The following is a 16,548-nucleotide window of genomic DNA, read 5'->3' as shown; positions in this document are numbered from 1 at the left end:
TCCCACGGCCGGTCGTCGGGCAGGCGGTGCAGATCGACGATCGGCACCTCCCGCATGCCCGATGCACCCGCAATCTCCACCACCGCATCCAGCGCGGCCAGCGGAACGCAGAAATCCGACGGGTGCGTGGCGATGCACGCCGCGCTCCAGCCCAGCACGGCGTGCAGGCGGTTCTCGCCGCCGCGCGCGTCACACCCGGATTCCGGCACCCGCTTGTTGCACGCGCTGGCCGTGTCGTAGAAATAGGGGCACCGGGTCCGCTGCAGCACATTGCCGCCCACGGTCGCGGCGTTGCGCAACTGCGGCGACGCGCCGGACAACAGGGCCTCGGCCACCGCCGGGAAGCTGGCGGCGAAGCCGGGATCGAACGCCAGGTCGGCATTGCGCACCAGCGCACCGATCCGCACATCGCCATTGGCCAGCGTCTCGATCCGGTTCAGGTCCGGCAGCCGGGTGACATCCACCAGTCGCGCCGGCGCCACCACGCCCCCCTTCATCAGGTCGAGCAGGTTGGTTCCCGCGCCCAGATAGGCCGCCCCGTCCGCTCCGGCAGCCGCCACCGCATCGGCCAGCGTGGCCGGGCGGACATAATCGAACCGGTTCATGCGGGCTCTCCCGCATCGGCCGCGGCCATCTCGCGCTGTGCGGCGCAGACTGCCTCGGTGATGCCGAGATAGGCGCCGCAGCGGCACAGGTTTCCGCTCATATTCTCGCGGATCCGTTCGGGGTCGTCGCCGGCCTGCGCCTCCCGGATCAGCCCGATCGCACTCATGATCTGGCCGGGGGTACAGAATCCGCACTGGAACCCGTCATGCGCGATGAACGCGCGCTGCACCGGATGCAGCGTGTCGCCCTCCGCCACGCCCTCGATCGTCAACAGGTCCGCCCCGTCATGGCTCACCGCCAGCGCCAGGCAGGAATTGATCCTGCGCCCGTCGACCAGGATGGTGCAGGCGCCGCATTGCCCGCGATCGCACCCCTTCTTGGTACCCGTCAGGTACAGCCGCTCGCGCAACAGGTCGAGCAGGGTGACTCTGGGATCGTCCAGCACGATATCGTGCTGCGTTCGGTTGATCGTCAGGCTGATCGCGAATGTCATGCCGGGGCTCCGATCGATGCTGGGCTGGTGACGCTGTCGGAATAGCTTATACGGAGGGTTCCTCCGTTTCACAATGGACCACGATCCCGGTACGATGGAAACACCGAAACCTCCCGAACGCAAGCCGCGATCCGATGCCGCGCGCAACCGCGAACGCCTGTTGGCCGCGGCCAAGCTGGTGTTCGCGCGCACCGGTCCCGGTGCCAGCCTGGATGCCGTCGTCCGCGAAGCCGGGTTGGGGATCGGCACGCTCTATCGGCATTTCCCGACGCGCGAAGCCTTGTACGAAGCCGTCTACCGCCGCGATATCGAACAGCTTGTGACACTCGGCGCCGATGCCTCCGCCGCGCGCGATCCCGTTGCCGCGCTCCGCGACTGGCTCCATGCGATGATCGACGTCGTCGCGACCAAGAAAGGCATGATCGCCGCGTTCGCGCTTGCCGCGGATACCACGTCGGCAATCTCGGCGCGGTCTACCGGCGCGGTGACGCAGGCGCTCGACCGCCTGCTCGCGCGGGCTGTCGCCGCCGGGCGGGTCCGCTCCGATATCGATGGCACGGAACTGCTGCTCGCGGTCGTCGGCATGTGCATGCTGCGCGATCAGCCGGGTTGGCAGGCCAGCGTCACGCGGCTGATCGACACGCTGGTCGACGGGCTGGAGGTCCGCCGGACCGGCGCACCCTGATCAGCCGTCCTCGATCACCGCACGGTGCGCCGCCAGCGTCCAGGACAGCCCCGATGGATCATACCGCGCGATACCTTCGCCGCCCAGGTCGGACGCCAGCATCCGGCCGATCAGTCGCGATCCGAAGCCGCTACGCGTCGGCGGGTTCACATTCGGGCCGTCCACTTCCTGCCACTGGAATTGCAGGATGGCGTCGCCGTCGTCGCCGCTCAGCGACCAGGTGATCTCGACCCGGCCATGCTCGTTCGACAGCGCGCCATATTTGATCGCGTTCGTCGACAATTCATGCAGCGCCATCGCCAGCGCCAGCGCCGCGCGCGCATTCAGGGTCAGGTCCGGTCCCGCGATCCGGAACCGCGCGTCCTCCACCCCGGTCGCCGCCACCGCCCCTTCGACGATCGCGCGCAACGCGGCGCCGGTCCAGTTGGTCTGCGTCAACAGGTCGTGCGCGCGCGCCAGCATCGCCAGCCGCTCGCCGATCGCCTCGCGCGCCTCTTCCGGCGTCGCCACGGTGCGCAGCGAATGGCTGACGATCGCCTGCACCACCGCCAGGCTGTTCTTCAACCGGTGGCTCAATTCATGGTTCAGCATCTGCAACTGCTGCTCGGCACGCTTGCGCTCGCGGAAATCGCGCGTGACGGTGCCGTACCCGATCATCGATCCGTCATGATCCTTCACCGGGAACACCGTGTACAGCACCGGGATCAGCTCGCCCGTGCTGGAATGGCGGATCACGCGCTCGCCCGACCACAAACCGGTCCGGTCGACCACCGGTAACACCACCCGGCGGACGATCTCGGCCTCGTCGTCGGGGAAAAGATCGAAGATCGACGTACGGTGCAGGTCATCCCGCTTCAATCCGGCCAGCGTGTGCGCGCCATTGTTCAGGAAGAACATGCTGCCATCCAGCCGGAACATGCCGATGAAGTCCGAACTGGTCTCCACCATCCGCGCCAGCCGCGCATGATCCTCCTCGGTCTTGCGCGACGCGGTGATATCCCGCGACACGGCCAGGATCCGGTCGGGCGTACCGTCCGGCGCCAGGATCGGGCTGACCGCCACGTCCCACCACCGGGCCATGCCCTTCCCCGTCGTCATACGGCCGATGAAGCTGGTGGCATGCCCGGCGCGCGCCGCCTCCACCGCGGCCATCGTTGCGGCGCGTCCGTCGCCGGTCCAGAAATCCGCCCAACGCCGGCCCGCGACCTCGCTGAGATCGTCGACTTCCAGCACCTTCAGTCCATGGTCGGTGACGAAGATGAACCGACCCTCTAGGTCCAGTACCTTGATACAGTCGGTGGAACTCGCCAGGACGCTCGACAGAAAGCTTTCGCGCACGGCAAGCGTCTCAAGGGCCGCATCGCGCGTCGCCACCAGTTGCTTCATGCGGCGATAGGCCGCGCGCATTTCGGCCGAGAGCGCGACGATCCCGAACGCCACCGCCAGGAACAGCGCGGTCGCCGCCCATTGCTGCCCCGTCAGCCACATCGGCGCGTGTCTGGGAGCGATGGAATGTCCGGCCAGCGCCGCCGCCAGCACCGTCGCGAAATTGCCCGGTCCAGGCCCGATCAACAGCGCGATCACCAGGATCACGGGCACGAACAGCAACCAGGGCAACAGCGTGGTCACCCAGGCCGCCCGGATCGCCGCCATCGCCAGGATCGCCAGCGCGGCGATCAGATAGCGAACGACCTGCGACGTCGACTGCTGCAAGGCCCAGCTCAGCGTCCGATCGAAGAACAGGGTCGGATGCGATCGCCTCATGGTCCCCCCTTTGTTCCCCTGATCCCCAGCCGCACAGATACCAGATCGAACGCAAACACAATCGGTATTCGGCGGTGGTGGCCTCCTGCTGCCATGGCCCGCGTCCAGTGTGGCCGCGGCACCGCACCGGCGGCACCGGGCGGCGCCGCCCGCCCACTGGAATGGCCCGGCCGGCCTTCTATATCGCTTCATGTTATGGAGCGGAGCAGGGCGAAGACTGTGGCGATGAACATGGATCCTGCCGCCCAGCCCCCGCCTGCGCCTGCGCCTGCGCCTGCATGCGTGTCATGACGGCGTCCGATCTCCACACGCTGTTCGTCACCACCCTGCTGCGGGAGGTGGGCGGGCTGCCGCGCCACTGGCGCCGTGCGATCGGGGACATCCGGTGTCACAGCATCGCCACCCATCCGCATTGCAACTGGTCGATCCACCCGGCCGGAAGTGCAGACATGGTGGACGCCATCGAAAACCTTGCGGATCGGCTGCGCGCCCGGCATCCCATCATCACCGCCGATTGATCGCGGCCCGTCCGCCCCACCGACAGGCCGAATACCTGCCTCGTCTTGCCTTTCGCGCGGGTGCGACGCTACGCCCGGTGACGGCGCGGCTCGCGACGCCTGACGGAGGCTGCATGACCGAAGACCCACGCCGGATCCTGGCGGACGCGCCGATGCGGCGGATGCAGTATCTGGTGATCGCGCTCTGCGTCGTGTTGAATGCGCTCGACGGGTTCGACGTGCTGGCGATCAGCTTCGCTTCACCCGGGATCGCCGCCGAATGGGGCATAGACCGTGCCGCGCTGGGGGTGGTGCTGTCGGTGGAGCTGATCGGCATGGCGGCGGGCTCCGTGCTGATCGGGGGCCTTGCGGACCGGGCCGGGCGGCGTCCCACGACACTCGGCTGCCTGCTCGTCATGACGACCGGCATGGCGCTTGCCACCACCGCCAACACGGTCTGGGCGCTGTCGCTGTGGCGGCTGTTCACCGGCTTCGGCATCGGTGGCATGCTGGTCTGCACCAGCGCGATCGTCGCGGAATTCGCCAATGATCGGTCCCGGAACCTGGCCGTGGCGATCATGGCCGCCGGCTATCCCGCCGGGGCGATCGTGGGCGGGTCGATCGCGTCGCTGTTGCTGGCGTCCGGAGGCTGGCGCGATGTCTTCCTGTTCGGCGCCGGCGCCACCGCGCTGTTCCTGCCGGTCGCCTGGTTCCTGCTGCCGGAGTCGGTCGGCTTCCTGCTGCAAAACCGCGCGACGTACGGACTGGACCGGGTGAACGCGGTGCTGGGACGGCTTCGCCATGGCGCGATTGCCCGGCTTCCCTCATCCGACGGACATCCGCCGCGCCCCAATTTCCGCCTGTTGTTCGCGCCCCGTCTGGCAAGGACGACAATCCTGCTGACCATCGCCTATTTCGCCCATATCATGACATTCTACTTCATCCTCAAATGGATCCCGAAGATCGTGGTGGACATGGGCCATGCCCCGGCCACCGCGGGCCAGGTGCTGGTCTGGGCCAATGTCGGCGGGCTTGCGGGCGCGCTGCTGCTCAGCCTGCTCAGCTGGCGGATCGCGGGTCGCACGCTGGCGATCACGGTGATGCTGCTGTCGGTTTTCGCGGTCATCCTGTTCGGTCGTGGCCAGGACGATCTCGGCCATCTCGCCCTCGTCGGTGCGCTGACCGGTTTCTGCACCAATGCCGGCGTGGTGGCGCTGTACGCGCTGATCGCCCAGGCTTTCCCCACCGCGGTGCGGGGCAGCGGCACGGGTTTCGTCGTCGGCGTGGGACGGGGCGGCGCCGCGCTCGGGCCGGTCCTCGCCGGCTATCTGTTCAACCTGGATTTCGGGCTGCAGGTCGTCGCCGTGGTGATGGCATCGGGTTCGCTTCTCGCGGCCACCGCGCTGCTGTTCGTGCGCCAGCCCGCCCGCGATCAGCCGGTCAGATGATATAGCCCGGCGCCGTGGGCCGGCAGGGTCTGCGTCAACGCGCCGGTTACCGGCCCGATGTCGCGCTGCGCCCACAGGTCGCGGACCCGCGCGCCGTTGCCCAGCCCCAGCTGCCGCAACGGGATGCTCACTGGTCGTGCCGTCTTGTCGACGTTGAACAACCCGACATACCGCCCGCCCTTTGCCGCCTTCGATGACCAGACATGCGTCTTGTCCGCCACGAAATGCGGGCGGGCATCGTGGCTCGCCTGATTGACCGCGATCACCTCGCTGTTGGTCAACAGCGCCAGCGTCGCCGGATCCAGGTGGCGCAGGTCGCCGCCCATGATCAGCGGCGATTGCGCGATCGCCCATAGCGACATCAACGTCCGCTGTTCGTCCGGCGTGAAACGGGTGTCACGCTGCCCCAGCGCCAGCCGACCCAGCGGCAGCATGTCGGCATCCGGCCAGCCCCCCGGCCCGCGGTGCGGGGTCCAGTTTTCCAGCCGGACGAACTGCGCCTCCAGCATCGGCCATTCGTCCCAGAAATCATCGCTGATCCGCCACATCTGTGCGTATTTGCGGACATGATCGCCGCGGACCACCGGTGTCTCGCCGGGCGACAGGCTCAGCATGATCGGCCGGCCGCTCGCCGCGATCGCCGCATGCGCCGCTTCGATCTCTGCGGCATGCGCATCATAGGGCCGGCTCATATCGTCCATCTTGACGAAATCGACGCCCCAACCGGCATACAGGGCGAACACGCTGTCATAATAGGCCTGCGCACCCGGCTTCGTCATATCGACGCCGTACATGTCCGGATTCCACGGGCACAGGCTGGCGGTGTCGGCAATGTCCCGCGCGTGCAGCCTGGTGCCCAACACCGGCAGGTTGCGCTCGACTGCCTTGCGCGGGATGCCGCGCATCAGGTGGATGCCGAACTTCATCCCCATCGCATGCACCTGCGCCGCCAGCGGCGCGAAGCCCCTGCCGCCCGCGCTCGACGGAAAGCGGTTCGGCGCCGGCAGCAAACGGCCATGACCGTCCATCACCGGGTCAGGGTTCTGGTTATACGCGTAACTGCGCGCCTGCGGCTCGTACCACTGGATATCCACCGTGAAGATATCATAGCCATAGGGCAGCAGCTTGGCCGCCATGATCCGCGCGGTTTCGATCGCCTGCGCTTCGGTGATCGTGGTGGCGAAGCTGTTCCAGCTGTTCCACCCCATCGGCGGCGTCGGGGCCAGCATCGCACCGGCGCCTTGCGTCGCCGGTTTCGCGCCCGCGCCGGATCCCGCCACGGCACATCCGGCGGCGGCGGCGGTCGCGATCAGGGTACGGCGATCGATCGTCACGACGCGTCGCATTCGGGTCCTCCATAAGCCAAGGGATCGGGTCCGGCCGCTGTCAAGCCGACGGTGCGGCCACCGGCGGATCGGGCTGTTCGGCCAGCGCATAGATCCGCGCCGCCGCCGCCCACTTCTCGCCCGGCGCGGCCCAGGCCACCGGCCGCTGAAATTGCCACATCAGCTGCTCCCACGCGATCACATCGGGATCGGTCGCGTCCTGTTCGGCCTTGCGCGCGGCGTCATAATCCGGCCCCGCCTCCAGGATCATGAACAGCCGCGGCCCCGCGCGCCAGATTTCCAACGCCGCGATCCCGGCCTGGCGGATCGATCGCGTGATCGCCACCGGCGGCCCGCCCGGCCGATGCCATCGCTCATATCCCGCGATCAGTTCGGGATCGTCGTGCAGGTCCAGCACGAAACAGTGACGGGTGGTCGGCTCGCTCACATCCATGCTCCCGTCCACGCTCTCAAGGGCCATGGCACGACCTTCTGATCGCCCGGTTTCCGCACGCGGGTCATGCCGGATGCCCCGCCGCCGCGGGATAGGCCCGCGCCAGCGCGCGCAGCATCGGCACCGGCACCGGCACATCCGCCCCCGCCACCCACCGCACGAAGCCGCCGACGCGGGTATCGATCTTGGCGGCGTGATTGCCGTAAATGTCGGCCACGCGGTGATCCAGGAACGGATTGGCGAAGCGGTCCAGCGTCCCGTCGACATAGGCGCGCGCCTCCTGCTCCAGACCGTGCGCCGCGAAACCCGGCACCACCTCCTCGGCATAGAGCCGCCGCAGCGCCGCCAGCGTCTCCGCATCCGCCAGCATCGCCCGCACCGTCATGTCGGGGTCGGCCCCCGCCGCATGCCAGCGTTCCGCCAGCCAGCTATGCCCCAGGTTCAGGATATGCAGCTTCAATCGCTCATGCGGTTCCAGATCGTCGGCCAGCACGATCGCGGGATGCGTGAAAGGCAGGGTCAGGCCGGGCTGCCGCTCGATCGCCCACAGCGCATAGGGCTCGGCGATCGCCCCCGCCGGTTCGATCGGCGTACTCACGATCCGGTCGACCAGTGTGTTCGTCCACACGCAATCCCGTTCCAGCCACAGGATGAACCCCGCCTCCGCGCCGATGTCCGTCGCCAGCCCGGTCAACAGCGCGCGCAGCATCGCGCCGTTGCGCTGCACCAGCTCGCACGGCAGGATCGTCACGCCTGGCCGGCCCGCCCGCCACCGATGATGCAGCAGCGCGAGCAGCATCGCCGGAAAGCTGCGCGACGCGCCGCCGGTCAGGATCGTGATCGCCCGGTCGTCATCGGCAATGGCATAGCCGGTGTCGCCGGTGTTCGACACGACATGGGTCACCGTCTCCACGAACGCGGCGGTCACCGCATCCCGGTCCGCGGCGATGCTCAGGCCGTTCACCACGCTGCGCACCTGCACCGTCCGGTCCACCGTCTCCCCCGCCGCGATCCCGCGCAGGATCACCGGAAATCCGGCGGGATCGGCAAAGCCGCGCAGCCGCGCCGCGCGGGCGGCGTCGCCGGTGGTCTGCACGATCAGGATCGGCGGCACCGTCTGCCCGGCATCCGCTGCCTCCTGCGCGAACAGGTCGACATGCGCTTGCAGGAACCGGCTGGTCCCGAATTGCAGGATCATCGCACATATCCTTCCAGCGCATAGGCACGGGCGGCATTGCCGCCGAAGATCGCCGCCGCCGCCGCGGGCACATGCCGCGCCACGAAATCGGCGACCAGATCGACGACCTGGCCGTACCGCGCCGCCAGCAGGCACACGGGCCAGTCCGATCCCCAGATCAGTCGATCCGGCCCGAACTGCTCCAGCACATGCGCCAGATAGCGTTCGATGTCGGCGGGGGTCCAGCCCGCCGGATCCGCCTCCGTCACCAGGCCGGAAATCTTGCAGTCGACGTGCGGATAACCGGCAATCGCCGCGATCGCATCGGCCCATGGCTGCCATGCACCGCCTGCAATATCGGGCTTGGCCGCATGATCCAGCACGAACCGCCCGGCGCCTACCCGGTCCAGAAAAGCCGGCACGGTCCGCAGCTGCGCCTGGTTCACCAGCATGTCATAGCTCAGGCCACGCGCCGCCACCGCACGCACGCCGCGCACAAATGCCGGATCCAGCAGGAAATCGGGGTCCGGCTCGTCCTGCACCACATGCCGATATCCGACCAGCCCGGGCGCGGCCTCGTCCGCCAGCCGCTGCGCGATGTCGGGCGCGCGCAGGTCGGTCCAGCCGACCACGGCCAGGATCGCCGGCACCGCATCGGCGCAGTCCAGCAGAAATGCGGTCTCCTCCGCCACCTGCCGCGCCTGAATGGCGATCGCACCGTCCAGCCCGGCGGCCGCCAGTTCCCGGGCCAGGTCCACAGCAGTGAAATCGCGCGCGATCGCACTGCCTGGTGCGATCCAGCCAAAGGCGTCGGCGGAATACCGCCACAGATGGTGATGCGCATCGATCCGCATGCTCGTCCTTCACCAGATTTCCTGTTGCATCACCGCAAACACGATTTCATATATGCGACGATAGAAATACGATCCGTGCGATGCAAGCGGGAAGGATGCGCCGGTGAAGGCCGTGATCTGCAACAAGCCGTTCGATCTTGCGGTGATTGCCCGCCCCGAACCCACGGCCGGCCCGGGTGAGGCTCTGGTCCGGATCCGCCGGGTTGGTCTGTGCGGTACCGACTATCACATCTATGCGGGCAACCAGCCCTATCTGGAATATCCGCGCGTCATGGGTCACGAACTGGCCGGGGAAATCGCGCTCGCGCCGGATGGATCGGCATTCACCGTCGGTCAGGCCGTCACGATCAATCCCTATCTCGCCTGCGGCACCTGCATCGCCTGTCGCAAGGGCAAGCCCAATTGCTGTGTCCGCGTGCGCGTGCTCGGCGTGCATATCGATGGCGGCATGTGCGATGTGATCGCGGTGCCCGAACGCGCGCTGGTCGATGCGACCGGGCTGACGCTGGACCAGGCGGCGATGGTGGAATTCCTTGCGATCGGCGCGCATGCCGTCGCCCGCGCCCGGCTGTTGCCAAAGGCGCGCGTGCTGGTGGTGGGCGCCGGTCCGATCGGCGTCGCCGCTGCGCTCTTCGCCCGCCTGGACGGTGCCCTCGTCACGATGATCGACACGCGCCAGTCGCGGCTGGACTACGCCCGCGACCGTCTCGACCTGCGCGATACCGCCCTGGTGACGCCCGACACCACCTCCACCCTGTCGGACCGCACCGGCGGTGAGATGTTCGATTGCGTGTTCGACGCCACCGGCAACATCCATGCGATGCGCGGCGGCCTGGCCTATGTCGCGCATGGCGGCACCTATGTGCTGATCAGCGTGGTGAAGGAGGATCTGGTCTTCGCCGATCCCGAATTTCACAAGCGCGAAACCACGCTTCTTGCCAGCCGCAACGCACTGTCGACCGATTTCGACCGGGTCATTGCCGCCATCAAGCAGGGCCTGATCCCGACCGATGCGCTGCAGACCCACGCGTGCGACGCGGCGGACCTGCCGACGCGCATTCCCGAACTGATCGCCGGCGCCGATCGCGTGCTGAAGGCGATCGCCCGCTTCTGACCCTTACCGACAGGACCGACAGCCGATGGGACCATGCAGCAGGACGCCGGTGGCAGACGGATCGGGCATGGCGGCGCCCGCGATCCCCATGCACGTCGCTCACCGATGATCTTCCACCATCCGCTGGCGGAAACGCCGCCGATCGCGCTAACGGTCGCGCCGGACCAACCGGGGGATCACGGACGCCATGAATCGAATCGGTCCAAAGGGGACCTACGCCGCACCCGCGCTGGAAAAGGCGTTCGAGATCATCGAATTGCTGGCCGATCATCCCGACGGCGCGCTGGTCAGCGAGATGGCGGCCCGGCTCGGCCGTTCGGTCGGCGAACTGTTCCGGATCGTGATCGTCATGGAAAAACATGGCTATCTTCAGAAATCGGCCAAGACCGACCGCTACACCGTCGCCTACAAGATCCTCGACCTCGCCTACCGCGCGACACCGGCCCAGAATCTCGCCCGCGCCGCGATGCCGGAAATGCAGCAGCTGGCACGCGACATCGGTCAATCCTGCCACCTCGTCGTGCCGAACGGCGGCCATGGCCTCGTGATCGCGCGCGAGGAAAATCCCGGCACGCGCGGCTTCTCCCTGAAACTCGGCGCCTCGATCGACCTGATCGTCAGTTGTTCGGGCCAGGTCATCCTCGCCTTCTCGTCCGCGCAGAATACCGAACGCATGCTGGACCTCGCGGCGGCGCTGGACGATCGCCCGGTCGATCGGCCACCGCTGATGCGCCGCCTGAAAAAGGTGCGGGACCAGGGGTTCGACAGCCGGAAAAGCCCGATCACCTACGGCGTCACGGACATCAGCTTTCCGGTGTTCGGCTTCGACGGCGAACTGGCGGGGGCGCTCACCATACCCTTCCTCGAACTCATCGACGGATCGCAGAAGGTGAAGATCGACGCCGCCCGCGAACGGCTGCGCGACAGCACCACCGCCATCTCGGCCACACTTGGCCATCACATGTCCTGAAGCTGCGTCGCAACCGCCGCGCCTTCGGGAAAAACCAGGGAGCAGACGGATGCAACTGACACGACGCACCATGATGGCCAGCGCGGCCGCCGTCGCCGGAGCCATGCCCACCGCCGGCATCACGCAGAAAGCGCGCGGTCCGTTCGCGGCCGACTGGGGCTCGCTCACATCCCAGTACACGCCGCCGGAATGGTTCCGCGATGCGAAGTTCGGCATCTGGGCGCACTGGTCGGCACAATGCGTGCCCGAAGCGGGAGACTGGTATGCACGCGACATGTATATCCAGGGCACCCGCGCCTACAAACATCATCTGGAACATTACGGGCATCCCAGCGACGTCGGCTTCATGGAAATGGAAAACCGCTGGAAGGCGGAACATTGGGATCCCGCCCGCCTGCTGGATCTCTACAAGCGCGCGGGCGCGAAATATTTCGTGGCGCTCGCCAATCACCACGACAATTTCGATACCTATGACTCCACCTATCATCGGTGGAACTCGGTGCGCGTCGGCCCGAAACGCGACATTATCGGCACCTGGGCGAAACTCGCGCGGGAACGCGGCCTGCGCTTCGGCGTGTCGAACCACAGCGCGCACGCCTGGCACTGGTATCAACCCGCTTATGGCTATGACCCCGAAGGCGCGAAGCAGGGCGTCCGCTACGATGCGTTCCGGCTGACCAAGGCCGACGGCAAGGGCAAATGGTGGAAGGGCCTCGATCCGCAGATGCTCTATACCGGCCGGTCGATGGTCATGCCGGACGGAATCACCAGCATTGCCGAAGCCAATCGGTGGCACGAGGCGAACGATCGGAAATGGACCGAGACCGCGCCGGTCAACAATCCCGGCTTCGTCCGCAACTGGTCGCTGCGCTGCCGCGAACTGATCGACAAATATCAGCCGGATCTCATCTACTTCGACAATTTCGGCCTGCCACTGGAACAGGCCGGGCTCGATATGGCCGCCTATTATTACAACAGCAACATGATCCGCAACGGCGGCCGGCTGGAAGCGGTGCTGAACGCCAAGGAACTGCCCGCCGAACACCGGGCCGGGCTGATCGAGGATGTCGAACGCGGCGCAAAGCCCGACATCTCGCCCACCGTCTGGCAAACCGATACGTGCATCGGCAAATGGCATTATGATCGCGATCTGTACAATCGCGACGGGTACAAGAGCGCGCAGACGATCGTGCACACGCTGTGCGACGTGGTTTCGAAGAACGGCAACCTGCTGCTCAGCGTTCCGGTCCGCGGCGACGGCACCATCGACGAGAAGGAAGAACGCATCGTGGAGGCGGTCGCCGCCTGGATGGAGCGGAACGGCAGCGCGATCTACGGTACCCGCCCCTGGCGGGCGTATGGCGAAGGGCCGACCCAGATCAAGACCGGCATGTTCGCGGAGGCCGGGCCGAAATCTCCGTTCGGCGCGCGCGACATCCGCTATGCGCAGGCCGATGGCGCGGTCCATGCCTATGTGCTCGGCTGGCCCGACGACGGGGTCGTCCGCCTGACGCGGCTGGGCACCGCCACGCCCACCGGCCGCGGCACGGTCGAACGCGTCACATTGGCGGGCGACGCCGGCCCGCTGCGCTTCACCCGCACCGCCGATACGCTGGAGGTGACGCTGCCCGCGGGTCGCCGCGATCCGATCGGCGTCGCGCTGGTCATCCGCGGCACCGGCCTCACCGCCTGATCGTCTGTCACCCTGCCCGGGGCCGGGATCGCTGCGGCGGGACCGGCCCCACCAAGCTCGCGTTTAGCTCCTGCCCTCGCGCTCACGCCCCGCCCGGCAGGGGGGCATAGATCGCGTCCAGCCGCGGATCCGCGCCCGCCACCCGCTCCAGATGCGGATAGCGCAGGCCTCCGTCATACGCGATGGTGACCGGCCGGACATGCTTGCCGGTCCTGATCAACAGGTCGATCGGCATGCCCGACGCGCCGGCGGCGATCGCCTGTTTCAACACATCCGCGCTATACGCCGCGCCATTGACCGCCAGCAGCGTCGATCCGACCGTCAGCCCCGCGTCGAACGCCGGCCCATCCCACAGCACATCCTTCAGCGCCCCGTCCGAATCCAGGGTGACACCGATCGAAAAACTCAGCGTCGTGGTCCCGAACACATGGTCGGAACTGACCGAGAACGCGCTGGGCACGTCGCGGTAGACCAGCCGGTACCCCCCGCGCGTGATCCCGTCCAATTGCGTCCCCCGCCGCTTGCCCTCAAGCTGCTCGGTGAAGAATCCCGTCCAGTCGAACGGCGCCACCGCGTCCAGCGCGCGCATGACGTCCTCGAACACATAGGTGTCGGTCTTGCGCCACTCCCCGCCGTTCCGCCCGAAAAAGCCGCGCGCGAAATCGTCGAGCGAGCGGGTGTCGCCCGACAGCATCCGCAGCCGCGTATCGACGTCCAGCCAGATCAGCGCGCCTTCCGAATAATAATCCTCGCTCCGTTGCCAGCTGGTCCATGGCAAGGGGCTGCGCGCGGCGATGATCGGGTCGCGCGTGGTGTCGATCATCGGCCGCCACCGGCTCCCCGGGCGCGCATCGAACGTGGCGGCGGTCTGCGCCAGCGCGTCCAGCGCCTGCTCCAGCGTCCACAGCCCGGACCGGGCGCACAGCACCCGGCTCCAATATTGGGTCTGCCCCTCATATACCCACATCAGGCTGTTGCGGATCGGCAGTTCGAAACAGGGCGACCAGGAATCCGCGCCCTTGCGATGCTTCCCGTTCCAACTGTGCACATATTCGTGTGGCACGGTATCGCGCCGGGCAAAGGTCGCGTCCCACTCCGTGAAATAGTCGGGGATGCTCACCGCATCGAATGATCGGTGATGCTCGATGCCGATGCCGGTCATCTCGTCGCTCAGCGCCAGCAGCATGTCGTAATGATCGAAATGGCGCGCCCCGAACAGGCGGTCGCACTGCGTGACCACCGCGCGGTGCGGCGCGATCTGTTCGGGCGTGGCGTCCAGCAGTTCGGCCCGGTCGGTGATCAGGTTCAGCCGGACCTGACCGCCATCGTCCAGCGGGATCCGGCGAAAATGGCGCCCCGCGAATACGGGCGAGTCCACCAGCACGTCCAGCGGCGCCGGTTCGAACCAGCGCGTGTCGCCCTCCTGCCGCTGCCGTTCCAGCGCACAGGCCATCTCCCATCCCGGCGGCAGGGTCAGGTCCGCTGCCACCATGATCTGACGTACGAAATGGCCGGCCGGATACAGCACCACCGTGTTCCACTGCAGCGCCAACATCTCCGGCGTGGCGATCACCCGGCCCTGCGAAGGATCGGTGGGCGACAGGAACTGGAACGCCGCCACGATCTCGTCCACGCCGTCGGGAACGTCGACATGGAATGCGTTGACCGTGACCGGATGCCGCGTCCACGCTATGTCCCGCCCGCCGCCGGTGATCGTCAACCCTGCGAACAGCTCAATGGGTGCCTGCGGCGCATGGAAACCGGGCAACCATTTCGGGTAGAGCAGCATCATCGGCCCGGGTCCCGGCACCGGAATCACCTCGCGCGCCTGATAGATGCGCCGTGTCACGTCGGTCGCGTCGACCGACAGGCGCAGGACACCGCAATAGGCGCGATCTTCGGGCTCCGGGATCGGCGCGGGCTGCGGGCTGGGCTGGGGCGGATCGATCATGGGCGAAGGCCGTGCCGAAAACACAGCCTCCTGTCGCTAACCTGGGACAATGCGCGACGCGAGAACCGACGCCCCGACTACGGAGTCAGGCTGATGCGGGCATCGCCTTCCGCCGACGGAACCCGGCGCCCACCCACCCGAGGCCCAGGATCATCATCGCCCAGGTCGCTGGCTCCGGGACGGCCGCCGGGCCGGTCAGGATAGTGACCGGCGTCTGGGTGAGTGACCCGATCCCGGAACTGACGAAGCTCAGCCCGGTCACGAATGCGGCGGTATCCGCCGGGTCCAGCCCCGCCGCCACGTCGATCCCGCGCAACGCGAAGCCCGCAATGCCAGCAGCATAGCCGACCGTGGCGAAATCGACGGTCTGCCCACCCATCACGCCGGTGAACAACGGCGTGGTCATGTCAGACATCGCATAGATCTCATATCCGTCCGCGTCGCCCAGCAAGGTCGGGAACAGCGCTGTCGCGATGTTGGGTGCGCCACTTCCGACGACATAGTCGTAGCCTACCGCGACCTCGGGATCGAAGAACAGTGTCTCCCCTTCCACCGCCACGAAATCAAACTGGAACCCGCCGTCGGCATTGACGCTGCCGGGCAACATCGGTGCATCCACATCCTGGCTGCTGACGGCCAAGGTCGGGAACGCGCCTCCCTGCGACGTCATCGCAACATTCTCGGGCAGTACGAACCGCAAGGTCGCATAGGCATCAGCCTGTATATAAATCCCGAAGAATTCATAACTTTCTGCCGAGGAGGTCAACATGGTCCGGAACGAGAAATCCTGTTCGGCACCATAGATGTTGAAACCGTACAGAGCGGCGTAGCGGCCGACATATTGGATCGTGATCCAACCGTCCGACTCATCCGAATAGCTGTCGTTATCACCGAAATTGCCGGTGCCTTGCTGCAGGATCGACGCTGTCGTCGCGATACCGTTGACCGAGGACAGCAGGACGGAGGTACTGTTGGAATATTGGCCTGGCGCGTTTGAAGAGCCGCTGGCTCCGCTCACCCCGTCGAAATACAGAAAGACGGGCGTCACCGATTGCGCGGTGCCGTTGGTGACGCGAAAATTGAGCGTGTCCGTCCACAGCGCATCGGCATAGGCGGTGGCAGACCCCGCAGCTCCGACGGATGTCGACAACATACCCGTCGCTGCAAAGGCCGAGCTACCGGCGAAGCTTCTGTCGAAGCTGTCATCCGAAGATGTGACAAAACCCGTCGAGGAAATGCCTTCAAATGAATAGCTTCCGGCGTTCGACCCACTACCGCTGACGGTAACCGCCGCATCGGCGCCTGTAGCGAGCAGAATCGCCGCGCCGGCTATGGCGAACCAAGATCGTTTCATGTGCATCCCCCGGAACATTACGGTTTGTTCATGCAAAATTAACGATCTGTTCGCAACGCCTGTTTGCTACCTGTGTCGTTTTGGGGCTAATTTGATGCGGTTTTCTCACGCTTGAACTGGAACAAGCTGTAAGAGCCGGCTCGTCCAAGCATCTGACAAGGCC

15 protein-coding genes are annotated in these 16,548 nt (G+C 66.7%); 6 read left to right on the top strand and 9 right to left on the bottom strand.

Going from position 1 to position 16,548, the window contains the following annotated elements; translation table 11 throughout:
• Window positions 1-605: FAD binding domain-containing protein (locus tag VF649_RS13280; protein WP_331012437.1), on the bottom strand; the 605-nt coding region annotated here is incomplete at its 3' end.
• Window positions 602-1,099 carry a (2Fe-2S)-binding protein gene (locus tag VF649_RS13275; RefSeq protein WP_331012436.1) on the bottom strand — a complete coding sequence of 166 codons (498 nt, stop codon included), beginning with the start codon at window positions 1,097-1,099 and terminating at the stop codon, window positions 602-604. The genes VF649_RS13275 and VF649_RS13280, both read right to left, overlap by 4 nt.
• Window positions 1,100-1,193: 94 nt before the next feature.
• Here VF649_RS13275 and VF649_RS13270 point away from each other — a divergent pair, with 94 nt between their 5' ends.
• Window positions 1,194-1,784 carry a TetR/AcrR family transcriptional regulator gene (locus tag VF649_RS13270; RefSeq protein ID WP_331012435.1) on the top strand — a complete coding sequence of 197 codons (591 nt, stop codon included), beginning with the start codon at window positions 1,194-1,196 and terminating at the stop codon, window positions 1,782-1,784.
• Here VF649_RS13270 and VF649_RS13265 read toward each other — a convergent pair whose 3' ends face one another.
• Complete coding sequence (locus tag VF649_RS13265; protein WP_331012434.1) at window positions 1,785-3,548, bottom strand: PAS domain S-box protein; 1,764 nt, start codon at window positions 3,546-3,548, stop codon at window positions 1,785-1,787.
• 287 nt (window positions 3,549-3,835) lie between these two features.
• On the opposite strand from VF649_RS13265, the gene VF649_RS13260 reads away from it, so the two are divergent.
• The gene (locus VF649_RS13260) at window positions 3,836-4,066 is read left to right on the top strand and encodes a hypothetical protein (RefSeq protein WP_331012433.1); all 231 of its coding nucleotides are present in this window, start codon (window positions 3,836-3,838) and stop codon (window positions 4,064-4,066) included.
• A gap of 113 nt (window positions 4,067-4,179) precedes the next feature.
• A complete protein-coding gene (locus VF649_RS13255; RefSeq protein WP_331012432.1) occupies window positions 4,180-5,493 on the top strand; it encodes an MFS transporter in 1,314 nt (437 codons plus the stop codon).
• Here VF649_RS13255 and VF649_RS13250 read toward each other — a convergent pair.
• The 4 genes from VF649_RS13250 to VF649_RS13235 are packed head-to-tail and all read right to left on the bottom strand — an operon-like array spanning window position 5,478 to window position 9,303.
• A complete protein-coding gene (locus VF649_RS13250) occupies window positions 5,478-6,839 on the bottom strand; it encodes a glycoside hydrolase family 27 protein (protein WP_331012431.1) in 1,362 nt (453 codons plus the stop codon). The genes VF649_RS13255 and VF649_RS13250 overlap by 16 nt on opposite strands.
• 40 nt (window positions 6,840-6,879) lie before the next feature.
• Window positions 6,880-7,299: an L-rhamnose mutarotase gene (locus VF649_RS13245; RefSeq protein ID WP_331012430.1), complete on the bottom strand. Its 420-nt coding sequence runs from the start codon at window positions 7,297-7,299 to the stop codon at window positions 6,880-6,882.
• 37 nt (window positions 7,300-7,336) lie between these two features.
• On the bottom strand, window positions 7,337-8,470 hold the full coding sequence (locus tag VF649_RS13240) for a mannitol dehydrogenase family protein (protein ID WP_331012429.1): 1,134 nt from the start codon (window positions 8,468-8,470) through the stop codon (window positions 7,337-7,339).
• Window positions 8,467-9,303: an amidohydrolase family protein gene (locus VF649_RS13235; RefSeq protein WP_331012428.1), complete on the bottom strand. Its 837-nt coding sequence runs from the start codon at window positions 9,301-9,303 to the stop codon at window positions 8,467-8,469. The genes VF649_RS13240 and VF649_RS13235 overlap by 4 nt, the downstream gene beginning before the upstream one ends.
• Window positions 9,304-9,406: 103 nt before the next feature.
• Here VF649_RS13235 and VF649_RS13230 point away from each other — a divergent pair, with 103 nt between their 5' ends.
• The 3 genes from VF649_RS13230 to VF649_RS13220 all read left to right on the top strand — a co-directional run bounded on the left by VF649_RS13230 (window position 9,407) and on the right by VF649_RS13220 (window position 13,080).
• Entirely contained in the window at window positions 9,407-10,417 is a 1,011-nt protein-coding gene (locus VF649_RS13230; protein WP_331012427.1) for a zinc-binding alcohol dehydrogenase family protein, read from the top strand.
• Between the two features lie 187 nt (window positions 10,418-10,604).
• Window positions 10,605-11,387, top strand: a complete 783-nt coding sequence (locus VF649_RS13225; RefSeq protein ID WP_331012426.1) for an IclR family transcriptional regulator — start codon at window positions 10,605-10,607, stop codon at window positions 11,385-11,387.
• A gap of 49 nt (window positions 11,388-11,436) precedes the next feature.
• The gene (locus VF649_RS13220) at window positions 11,437-13,080 is read left to right on the top strand and encodes an alpha-L-fucosidase (RefSeq protein ID WP_331012425.1); all 1,644 of its coding nucleotides are present in this window, start codon (window positions 11,437-11,439) and stop codon (window positions 13,078-13,080) included.
• A gap of 82 nt (window positions 13,081-13,162) precedes the next feature.
• Here VF649_RS13220 and VF649_RS13215 read toward each other — a convergent pair whose 3' ends face one another.
• Window positions 13,163-15,031, bottom strand: a complete 1,869-nt coding sequence (locus VF649_RS13215) for a peptidase M61 (RefSeq protein WP_331012424.1) — start codon at window positions 15,029-15,031, stop codon at window positions 13,163-13,165.
• Between the two features lie 85 nt (window positions 15,032-15,116).
• Complete coding sequence (locus VF649_RS13210; RefSeq protein ID WP_331012423.1) at window positions 15,117-16,181, bottom strand: PEPxxWA-CTERM sorting domain-containing protein; 1,065 nt, start codon at window positions 16,179-16,181, stop codon at window positions 15,117-15,119.
• Window positions 16,182-16,548: the final 367 nt, after the last annotated feature.

It is taken from the genome of Sphingomonas sp. (assembly GCF_036387535.1).
GTDB lineage: Bacteria > Pseudomonadota > Alphaproteobacteria > Sphingomonadales > Sphingomonadaceae > Sphingomonas_R.
Note: the sequence above shows the minus strand (reverse complement) of the source record. Positions and strands in the feature narration are given on the sequence as shown.

Excerpts from the sequence above, each read along its gene's own strand:
- VF649_RS13275 (WP_331012436.1), bottom strand. The coding sequence starts at position 1,099 with ATGACATTCGCGATCAGCCTGACGATCAACCGAACGCAGCACGATATC.
- VF649_RS13270 (WP_331012435.1), top strand. The coding sequence starts at position 1,194 with ATGGAAACACCGAAACCTCCCGAACGCAAGCCGCGATCCGATGCCGCG.
- VF649_RS13265 (WP_331012434.1), bottom strand. The coding sequence starts at position 3,548 with ATGAGGCGATCGCATCCGACCCTGTTCTTCGATCGGACGCTGAGCTGG.
- VF649_RS13260 (WP_331012433.1), top strand. The coding sequence starts at position 3,836 with ATGACGGCGTCCGATCTCCACACGCTGTTCGTCACCACCCTGCTGCGG.
- VF649_RS13255 (WP_331012432.1), top strand. The coding sequence starts at position 4,180 with ATGACCGAAGACCCACGCCGGATCCTGGCGGACGCGCCGATGCGGCGG.
- VF649_RS13250 (WP_331012431.1), bottom strand. The coding sequence starts at position 6,839 with ATGCGACGCGTCGTGACGATCGATCGCCGTACCCTGATCGCGACCGCC.
- VF649_RS13245 (WP_331012430.1), bottom strand. The coding sequence starts at position 7,299 with ATGGCCCTTGAGAGCGTGGACGGGAGCATGGATGTGAGCGAGCCGACC.
- VF649_RS13240 (WP_331012429.1), bottom strand. The coding sequence starts at position 8,470 with ATGATCCTGCAATTCGGGACCAGCCGGTTCCTGCAAGCGCATGTCGAC.
- VF649_RS13235 (WP_331012428.1), bottom strand. The coding sequence starts at position 9,303 with ATGCGGATCGATGCGCATCACCATCTGTGGCGGTATTCCGCCGACGCC.
- VF649_RS13225 (WP_331012426.1), top strand. The coding sequence starts at position 10,605 with ATGAATCGAATCGGTCCAAAGGGGACCTACGCCGCACCCGCGCTGGAA.
- VF649_RS13220 (WP_331012425.1), top strand. The coding sequence starts at position 11,437 with ATGCAACTGACACGACGCACCATGATGGCCAGCGCGGCCGCCGTCGCC.
- VF649_RS13215 (WP_331012424.1), bottom strand. The coding sequence starts at position 15,031 with ATGATCGATCCGCCCCAGCCCAGCCCGCAGCCCGCGCCGATCCCGGAG.